The sequence below is a fragment of the Paenibacillus sp. JNUCC32 genome (assembly GCF_014863545.1).
GTDB lineage: Bacteria > Bacillota > Bacilli > Paenibacillales > Paenibacillaceae > Paenibacillus_AQ > Paenibacillus_AQ lautus_A.
On record NZ_CP062260.1, the window covers coordinates 5,528,414 to 5,535,000 of the forward strand.

General features: G+C 49.8%; 2 protein-coding genes, 8 tRNA genes and 1 rRNA gene (1 of these 11 cut by a window edge). All 11 read right to left on the minus strand.

Annotated elements, in window-relative coordinates:
* Window positions 1-421 precede the first annotated feature (421 nt).
* Window positions 422-1,546 (minus strand): ABC transporter ATP-binding protein, encoded by a 1,125-nt coding sequence (locus JNUCC32_RS24370; RefSeq protein ID WP_012818391.1) that lies wholly within the window; start codon window positions 1,544-1,546, stop codon window positions 422-424.
* A 108-nt stretch (window positions 1,547-1,654) separates the two neighbouring features.
* The gene (locus tag JNUCC32_RS24375) at window positions 1,655-2,869 is read right to left on the minus strand and encodes a PucR family transcriptional regulator (protein ID WP_192570117.1); all 1,215 of its coding nucleotides are present in this window, start codon (window positions 2,867-2,869) and stop codon (window positions 1,655-1,657) included.
* A gap of 152 nt (window positions 2,870-3,021) precedes the next feature.
* Window positions 3,022-3,094 (minus strand) — tRNA-Lys (locus tag JNUCC32_RS24380).
* A gap of 7 nt (window positions 3,095-3,101) precedes the next feature.
* Window positions 3,102-3,187: transfer RNA gene (locus tag JNUCC32_RS24385), tRNA-Tyr, on the minus strand.
* A 12-nt stretch (window positions 3,188-3,199) separates the two neighbouring features.
* Window positions 3,200-3,272: transfer RNA gene (locus tag JNUCC32_RS24390), tRNA-Phe, on the minus strand.
* 206 nt (window positions 3,273-3,478) lie between these two features.
* Window positions 3,479-3,555 (minus strand) — tRNA-Asp (locus JNUCC32_RS24395).
* Between the two features lie 13 nt (window positions 3,556-3,568).
* Window positions 3,569-3,644: transfer RNA gene (locus tag JNUCC32_RS24400), tRNA-Thr, on the minus strand.
* 24 nt (window positions 3,645-3,668) lie between these two features.
* Window positions 3,669-3,744, minus strand: a tRNA-Val gene (locus tag JNUCC32_RS24405).
* 9 nt (window positions 3,745-3,753) lie between these two features.
* Window positions 3,754-3,830: transfer RNA gene (locus JNUCC32_RS24410), tRNA-Met, on the minus strand.
* 32 nt (window positions 3,831-3,862) lie between these two features.
* Window positions 3,863-3,954: transfer RNA gene (locus tag JNUCC32_RS24415), tRNA-Ser, on the minus strand.
* Window positions 3,955-4,036: 82 nt separating this feature from the next.
* Window positions 4,037-6,587, minus strand: a 23S ribosomal RNA gene (locus JNUCC32_RS24420) (it continues 377 nt past the right edge of the window).

The following is a 6,587-nucleotide window of genomic DNA, read 5'->3' on the forward strand; positions in this document are numbered from 1 at the left end:
TTAAATAGGACGTCACAAGCCTTGCCGGCGGTCGGTCATGCTTCATGGAATACGCCCCAACAACCCATACGTTCAATGCTTATGTATGCCTTGCTTTGTGCTTATCTTATCGAAAAAAGCCAATGAATGCAATTCTAACCGGCTATCCGATAGCAGGACATTGGACTTATCCAGGAGTGAAGCTACGCTGCTATGGCATACTGCGACTAAAAAACAGATGTTCTATTACTAAAGATAACTCTCTTTCTATATCGACAATTGGTTGTCTGCTTTACACACTTTTACTAGGACCACTTCTACCGTCTGCTAGAATTGCCTGAACCCTTCGGATAAGGGCAGAAACTGCCTAGTTTTATGTCTTTTTCTCCTAAAAAAACCGCCCCTTGAGGGGCGGTTTTCAAGAGATCTCGATTGCTGAAGATTAATCTTCGAGCAATACGTTCAATTCAGACTCTTTATCAAAGATATGAACTTTGTTCATGTCGAGTGCCAATTTCACATTGTCGCCTTCGCGAGTAGTCGAACGTCCGTCTACACGGCCGATAACTGTGTCGGTGCCCAAGCCGCTGAGGTACAAGAGCATTTCGTGACCAAGGTTCTCGGTTACGTCCACTTTCGCTGTGAAGATTGTGTTCGGGGAAGCTTCCAGGAATACTGGCTCTTCATGAATATCTTCCGGACGAACACCCATGATTACTTCTTTGCCAATCATGGATTTATTTTTGAGCAATTGTGCCTTACCGCCTGGAACTTGAACGTTCAAGCCCTGGGAAGTGAAGTATACGCCACCGTTTTGCTCGGACAATTTACCGTTGATGAAGTTCATGGTTGGGGAACCAATGAAACCAGCAACGAACAGGTTGTTCGGATTATTGTACAGCTGCTCTGGAGAATCCGCTTGTTGAATGATGCCATCCTGCATAACAACGATACGGTCACCCATCGTCATAGCTTCTGTTTGGTCATGCGTTACATAGATACAAGTGGTTTCAAGACGCTTCACCAGCTTAGTAATTTCAGCACGCATCTGACCGCGGAGTTTCGCATCCAAGTTGGAAAGCGGCTCATCCATCAAGAAGACTTGTGGATCACGGACAATCGCACGGCCCAAGGCGACACGCTGACGCTGACCACCGGAAAGAGCTTTCGGTTTACGCTCGAGCAAATGCTCGATATCCAGGATTTTCGCTGCTTCACGTACACGCTTATCGATTTCGTCTTTCTTCACTTTACGGAGTTTCAAACCGAATGCCATGTTCTGATATACGTTCATATGCGGATACAAGGCGTAGGATTGGAATACCATCGCGATGTCACGATCTTTAGGTGCTACATCGTTAACAACGCGGTCGCCAATGTAAAGTTTACCCTCGGATATTTCCTCAAGACCTGCGATCATACGAAGTGTCGTAGACTTACCGCAACCGGAAGGACCTACCAATACCAAGAATTCTTTATCTTTAATATCCAAATTAACGTCAATTACAGTTGCTTTATCCGCACCTGCATACTTTTTGTAAATATGCTCTAAGCGTACACCAGCCATGTGCATTTGCCCCCTCATATGAATGTTATGAAATCGAATACAATTAATTTATAATCTTATATTACCCCATAGGCACCTGACTTGCTATACACAATCTGCACAAAAAACCTATTTCCTTTTCGTCACTTTATACAATAGAAGCGTTATTTTCACCAATACCGCGTCACTGAAGCTGCGAACGTCAAGCCCCGTCTCCTGTTTGATCTTATCCAGTCGGTACAGCAGCGTATTTCGGTGAATATACAGGTGTTTGGCCGTCTCGCTCACATTGCAGTCCAATTCAAAAAAAGACTCCAGCGTCGACAAAGTCTCACTGTCCTCGAATAAGTCGGTATGTCCGGCAGCGTACTCCCGCAGGAATTGATTCCGTTGATACTCAGGAATGCTGTAGACCAGACGTTCCAGATGAAGACCGGTCGACAGATGAATATGCTCCTTGACCTGAAAAGTACGCCCGATGGTCATGGTCTCTCGCAGCATGCCAACCGTCTGCGGCAAAGCATGAAGCGCATTGACTGCCGGGATCGCCGAAATATGAAAATCGCCCACCCATTCCGTTGAAATGAGCTCGTACAGCCCCATACAGAATAAGGACAGCAAATCCTGATCGGCTTCCGAGGATGCTTCCTCTTTATCATCCGTCGTTATGCCGCCCAACAGCTCTTGATTGGCAAGGATAATCCATTCCTTATCCAGCAGCGGCACAAGAACGATATCCCCGTCAAAATAACTGCGCAACAACCGCAGCAACGCTTTATAACTTGGCGTGGGAGCATGCTCGCTCTCATGAATGAGTAGAAAGGGGACCATTTCCTCCGTCAAGCTTGTCCGAATCAGCATCTCATCCGGCAGTTCAGCAAGCAGCTCGCCGGCTTGAAGGCGCTCTTTCAACCAACCGCCCAACTGCTGGGCGCGCCGTTCTTCTTCAACCTTGGCTGCATTCTTTGACATCGCGCCTGAAGGCGCTTCCTGAAGGTTCGCCAATAAAAGAGCGACAAGCCCAATCTCCGACTCCGTCAAAGCATTGGAATCCGCCACGAGTACTCGGCTCAGATCCTGTTGATTAACGGGAAACCAAATCTCACCAAGCTCCTTATGCACATAAGCACCATCAACCATTCGTGTTGTGTTTGAGCTTGCTTTTTCCCCATGGCGATTTGAACTTGCAGCACTTTCTTCTCGACCTAATCGGTCACCGAATCGCGAGGTGATCGCCATCGATTCCGTGAGCCATAGCGATTCCTGCTCATTCAATGTTTTTAAGCCGAGTGAGGTACCCAAGGTCTGCTCCAGTTTCTGAACGATATGCTCCATCTCCACCATTGATGACTCCACCACTTTATCGTTTTTTCTTATTTTAGCATATCATCCTGCACAAACGACAATTCCTTCTCTTTAAGTCCGTGTGCCTTGGGAAATAGTTCAGTAAAAACAACACAAAAAGAGCCGTCAACAACGTTGACGACCCTTTCGGATGAGCCATGAAGGACTCGAACCTTCGACACCCTGATTAAAAGTCAGGTGCTCTACCAACTGAGCTAATGGCTCTTATTACTGGTGGAGGATGATGGATTCGAACCACCGAACTCGGACGAGAACAGATTTACAGTCTGCTGCGTTTGGCCACTTCGCTAATCCTCCAAAATATAAAGGTGGCTCGGGACGGAATCGAACCGCCGACACGAGGATTTTCAGTCCTCTGCTCTACCGACTGAGCTACCGAGCCAAACATGAATAACATTAAAATAAAGTGCGGAGTGCAACACTTCCCACTTTAATCTGTGGAAAACCGACCATTTTTATTCCTTAAGAGTAATAATGGCGGAACTGACGGGATACTCTCTCTTCGTTCGAGACTGCGAAGTCTGTGCTAACGAGGAAATGCTCCGACGAACCCGGTTATGGATTCTCATCCCTGAAGCTTGTAAATAATGGCGGAACTGACGGGATTCGAACCCGCGATCTCCTGCGTGACAGGCAGGCATGTTAGGCCTCTACACCACAGTTCCGCATTATTAAAGATGGTGCCGGCGAGAGGACTTGAACCCCCAACCTACTGATTACAAGTCAGTTGCTCTACCAATTGAGCTACACCGGCATGGCAAGGTAATAAAAATATACATGGTGGAGGCTGAGGGGATCGAACCCCCGACCCTCTGCTTGTAAGGCAGATGCTCTCCCAGCTGAGCTAAGCCTCCAGGTATGTATGGTAGCGGCGGAGGGGATCGAACCCCCGACCTCACGGGTATGAACCGTACGCTCTAGCCAGCTGAGCTACACCGCCATATAAACCTTATTGCATCCAAGTTATTCAAATGGCGGAGAGAGAGGGATTCGAACCCTCGCACCGCTTACGCAGTCTAACCCCTTAGCAGAGGGTCCCCTTATAGCCACTTGGGTATCTCTCCATCATAACTTGTATGCAGTTACAGAGATTGATTCCCTGAAAACTAGATACGAAACGATATTTGCAGCACATTGAAATATATTTTGGATAAGCCCTCGACCGATTAGTATTGGTCAGCTCCATGCATTGCTGCACTTCCACCTCCAACCTATCTACCTCGTCGTCTTCAAGGGGTCTTACTAATTGGGAAATCTCATCTTGAGGGGGGCTTCACGCTTAGATGCTTTCAGCGCTTATCCCGTCCGTACGTAGCTACCCAGCCATGCTCCTGGCGGAACAACTGGTGCACCAGCGGTACGTCCATCCCGGTCCTCTCGTACTAAGGACAGCTCCTCTCAAATTTCCTACGCCCACGACAGATAGGGACCGAACTGTCTCACGACGTTCTGAACCCAGCTCGCGTACCGCTTTAATGGGCGAACAGCCCAACCCTTGGGACCTACTTCAGCCCCAGGATGCGATGAGCCGACATCGAGGTGCCAAACCTCCCCGTCGATGTGGACTCTTGGGGGAGATAAGCCTGTTATCCCCAGGGTAGCTTTTATCCGTTGAGCGATGGCCCTTCCATGCGGTACCACCGGATCACTAAGCCCGACTTTCGTCCCTGCTCGACTTGTAGGTCTCGCAGTCAAGCTCCCTTATGCCTTTGCACTCTTCGAATGATTTCCAACCATTCTGAGGGAACCTTGGGGCGCCTCCGTTACTCTTTAGGAGGCGACCGCCCCAGTCAAACTGCCCGCCTGACACTGTCCCCGTACCGGATTACGGTACCAGGTTAGAACCTAGATACGATCAGGGTGGTATCCCAACGTCGCCTCCACACAAGCTGGCGCTCATGCTTCAAAGGCTCCCACCTATCCTGTACAGATCGTACCCAAATCCAATATCAAGCTGCAGTAAAGCTCCATGGGGTCTTTCCGTCTTGTCGCGGGTAACCTGCATCTTCACAGGTATTAAAATTTCACCGGATCTCTCGTTGAGACAGCGCCCAAGTCGTTACGCCATTCGTGCGGGTCAGAATTTACCTGACAAGGAATTTCGCTACCTTAGGACCGTTATAGTTACGGCCGCCGTTTACTGGGGCTTCGGTTCACAGCTTCGGGTTTAACCCCTAACCGCTCCCCTTAACCTTCCAGCACCGGGCAGGCGTCAGCCCGTATACTTCGCCTTACGGCTTCGCACAGACCTGTGTTTTTGCTAAACAGTCGCTTGGGCCTTTTCACTGCGGCCCCCTCGGGCTATTCACCCTACCGAGGCACCCCTTCTCCCGAAGTTACGGGGTCATTTTGCCGAGTTCCTTAACGAGAGTTCTTCCGCGCGCCTTAGAATTCTCTTCTCGCCTACCTGTGTCGGTTTGCGGTACGGGCACCTTCACCTGACTAGAGGCTTTTCTTGGCAGTGTGAGATCATGACCTTCGCTACTGTAATTTTCACTCCCCATCACAGCCCAGCCTTACGATGTGCGGATTTGCCTACACATCAGCCTCACTGCTTGGACGGACATCCATCAGTCCGCGTCACTACCCTCCTGCGTCACCCCATCGTTCATAACGGTTTACGGTGGTACAGGAATTTCAACCTGTTGTCCTTCGATTACGCCTTTCGGCCTCACCTTAGGTCCCGACTTACCCTGAGCGGACGAGCCTTCCTCAGGAAACCTTGGGCTTTCGGCGGATCAGATTCTCACTGATCTTTTCGTTACTCATACCGGCATTCTCACTTGTATGCTGTCCAGCGCTCCTTACGGTACACCTTCAACCTACATACAACGCTCCCCTACCCCTGATGCAAAGCATCAAGCCATAGCTTCGGTGGTGTGTTTAGCCCCGTTACATTTTCGGCGCAGAGTCACTCGACCAGTGAGCTATTACGCACTCTTTAAATGGTGGCTGCTTCTAAGCCAACATCCTGGTTGTCTGTGCAACTCCACATCCTTTCCCACTTAACACACACTTGGGGACCTTAGCTGATGGTCTGGGCTGTTTCCCTTTTGACAATGGATCTTAGCACTCACTGTCTGACTCCCGGATATAAGTCTATGGCATTCGGAGTTTGACTGAGCTTGGTAACCCTTGCGGGCCCCGCACCCAATCAGTGCTCTACCTCCACGACTCTTCATTCCGAGGCTAGCCCTAAAGCTATTTCGGGGAGAACCAGCTATCTCCGAGTTCGATTGGAATTTCTCCGCTACCCCCACCTCATCCCCGCATTTTTCAACATACGTGGGTTCGGGCCTCCAGTGCGTGTTACCGCACCTTCACCCTGGACAGGGGTAGATCACACGGTTTCGGGTCTACGCCCACATACTAAATCGCCCTATTCAGACTCGCTTTCGCTGCGGCTACGGCTTCTCGCCTTAACCTTGCATGGGAACGTAACTCGCCGGTTCATTCTACAAAAGGCACGCCATCACCCATAGATCGGGCTCTGACTTCTTGTAAGCACACGGTTTCAGGTTCTATTTCACTCCCCTTCCGGGGTGCTTTTCACCTTTCCCTCACGGTACTGCTTCACTATCGGTCGCTAGGGAGTATTTAGCCTTAGCAGATGGTCCTGCTGGATTCATACGGGGTTTCACGTGCCCCGCACTACTCGGGATCCGTCTCGGAGGGAATATACTTTCGGCTACAGGGC

Excerpts from the sequence above, each read along its gene's own strand:
- JNUCC32_RS24370 (WP_012818391.1), bottom strand. The coding sequence starts at position 1,546 with ATGGCTGGTGTACGCTTAGAGCATATTTACAAAAAGTATGCAGGTGCG.
- JNUCC32_RS24375 (WP_192570117.1), bottom strand. The coding sequence starts at position 2,869 with ATGGTGGAGATGGAGCATATCGTTCAGAAACTGGAGCAGACCTTGGGT.